This is a genomic window from Sagittula sp. SSi028, assembly GCF_048553715.1.
Taxonomy (GTDB): domain Bacteria; phylum Pseudomonadota; class Alphaproteobacteria; order Rhodobacterales; family Rhodobacteraceae; genus Sagittula.
Genome location: NZ_JBLZNC010000034.1, coordinates 1 through 2,516, shown reverse-complemented (window position 1 = coordinate 2,516; position 2,516 = coordinate 1). Strand labels below are relative to the sequence as shown.

The window sequence follows — 2,516 nt, the reverse complement described above, 5'->3', positions numbered from 1 at the left end:
GCGTGTTGTCCAGGTTTTGTACACGTTGTGTGTATGCTTGTATCTGGTAACGGTTCGTTTGGAACCTTGCTGTTACTGGATCAAATCAAGCCTATCGGACCATTAGTACCGGTCAACTGAATGCATTGCTGCACTTACATCTCCGGCCTATCGACGTGGTGGTCTTCCACGGTCCTCAGGGATACCTTGTTTTGAGGGGGGCTTCCCGCTTAGATGCCTTCAGCGGTTATCCTGTCCGATCATAGCTACCCAGCACTGCCGTTGGCACGACAACTGGTCCACCAGTGGATCGTTCACCCCGGTCCTCTCGTACTAGGGGCAACTCCTCTCAAGTATCCTACACCCACGGCAGATAGGGACCGAACTGTCTCACGACGTTCTAAACCCAGCTCACGTACCTCTTTAAATGGCGAACAGCCATACCCTTGGGACCTGCTCCAGCCCCAGGATGAGATGAGCCGACATCGAGGTGCCAAACACTGCCGTCGATATGGACTCTTGGGCAGTATCAGCCTGTTATCCCCGGCGTACCTTTTATCCGTTGAGCGATGGCCCTCCCACTTGGGACCACCGGATCACTATGGCCGACTTTCGTCTCTGCTCGACTTGTCAGTCTCGCAGTCAGGCTGGCTTTTGCCATTGCACTCAACGAGCGATTTCCGACCGCTCTGAGCCAACCTTCGCGCGCCTCCGTTACGCTTTAGGAGGCGACCGCCCCAGTCAAACTACCCACCACGCAGGGTCCCGGATCCGGATAACGGACCGCGGTTAGACATCAAACAGAACAAGGGTGGTATCTCAAGGGAGGCTCCACCGAGACTGGCGTCCCGGTTTCGAAGCCTACCACCTATCCTGCACATGTTGTGTCTGATGCCAGTGCGAAGCTGTAGTGAAGGTGCACGGGGTCTTTCCGTCTAACCGCGGGAAGCCTGCATCTTGACAGGCAATTCAATTTCGCTGAGTCGATGTTGGAGACAGCGGGGAAGTCGTTACGCCATTCGTGCAGGTCGGAACTTACCCGACAAGGAATTTCGCTACCTTAGGACCGTTATAGTTACGGCCGCCGTTTACCTGGGCTTCAATTCAGAGCTCTCACCCCTCCTTTTAACCTTCAGGCACCGGGCAGGCGTCAGACCCTATACGTCGTCTTGCGACTTCGCAGAGCCCTGTGTTTTTAATAAACAGTCGCCACCCCCTGGTTTGTGCCCCCGACGATCATACGCCGGGCCTCCTTCTCGCGAACTTACGGAGGTATTTTGCCGAGTTCCTTCAACATCGTTCTCTCAAGCGCCTTGGTATACTCTACCAGTCCACCTGTGTCGGTTTAGGGTACGGTCTAAAAGTGGGGCTATTTCCAGGAACCGTCTTGAACATGCTCCAATCCGATAAGGAACATGCGTCGCCACGATCCGTCACCACCACACGGCCCAGGAATATTAACCTGGTTCCCATCGACTACGCCTTTCGGCCTCGCCTTAGGGGCCGGCTTACCCTGCTCAGATTAGCTTTAAGCAGGAACCCTTGGACTTTCGGCGAGAGTGTCTCTCACACTCTTTGTCGCTACTCATGTCATCATTCTCGCTAGTGATCTCTCCACCCGATGGCTCACGCCCGGGCTTCATCGAAAGCACTCGATCCGTCGTTACTCCCGAAGGAGCAAATACGGATGAGTGCTATGTCACACTACGCTCCGCTACCATGCACTATGTGCATCCTCAGCTTCGGCTCATGGCTTGAGCCCCGTTACATCTTCGCCGCAGGACAACTTGTTTAGACCAGTGAGCTGTTACGCTATCTTTAAAGGATGGCTGCTTCTAAGCCAACCTCCTGGTTGTTTTGGTCGTCCCACCTGCTTTCCCACTTAGCCATGAATTAGGGGCCTTAGCTGGAGGTCAGGGTTGTTTCCCTCTCCACTACGGGCGTTAGCACCCGCAGTGTGTCTGCCATCTAGTACTCCCGGGTATTCGGAGTTTGGTTAGGATCAGTAAGCCTGTGGGGCCCCATTACCCATCCAGTGCTCTACCCCCCGGGGTATTCGGATGACGCTCTACCTAAATAGATTTCGCGGAGAACCAGCTATCTCCGAGTTTGATTGGCCTTTCACCCCTAGGCACAACTCATCCCGACCTTTTTCAACAGGTGTGGGTTCGGACCTCCAGTAAGTGTTACCTTACCTTCATCCTGGTCATGCCTAGATCACTCGGTTTCGGGTCTGATCCATCTAACTCGACGCCCTATTAAGACTCGCTTTCGCTGCGCCTACACCTAACGGCTTAAGCTTGCTAGATAGACCAAGTCGATGACCCATTATACAAAAGGTACGCCGTCAGCTCGCAAGGAGCCTCCGACTGATTGTAGGCGTTCGGTTTCAGGTACTGTTTCACTCCCCTCGTCGGGGTGCTTTTCACCTTTCCCTCACGGTACTGGTTCACTATCGGTCAGCAAGGAGTACTTAGCCTTCGAAGGTGGTCCTCCGATCTTCAGACAGGATTTCACGTGTCCCGCCCTACTTAATA

1 rRNA gene is annotated in these 2,516 nt (G+C 54.1%); it reads right to left on the bottom strand.

Annotated elements, in window-relative coordinates:
* Positions 1-81: 81 nt before the first annotated feature.
* Positions 82-2,516 (bottom strand): 23S ribosomal RNA (locus ACN5AZ_RS18580); the annotation flags it as partial.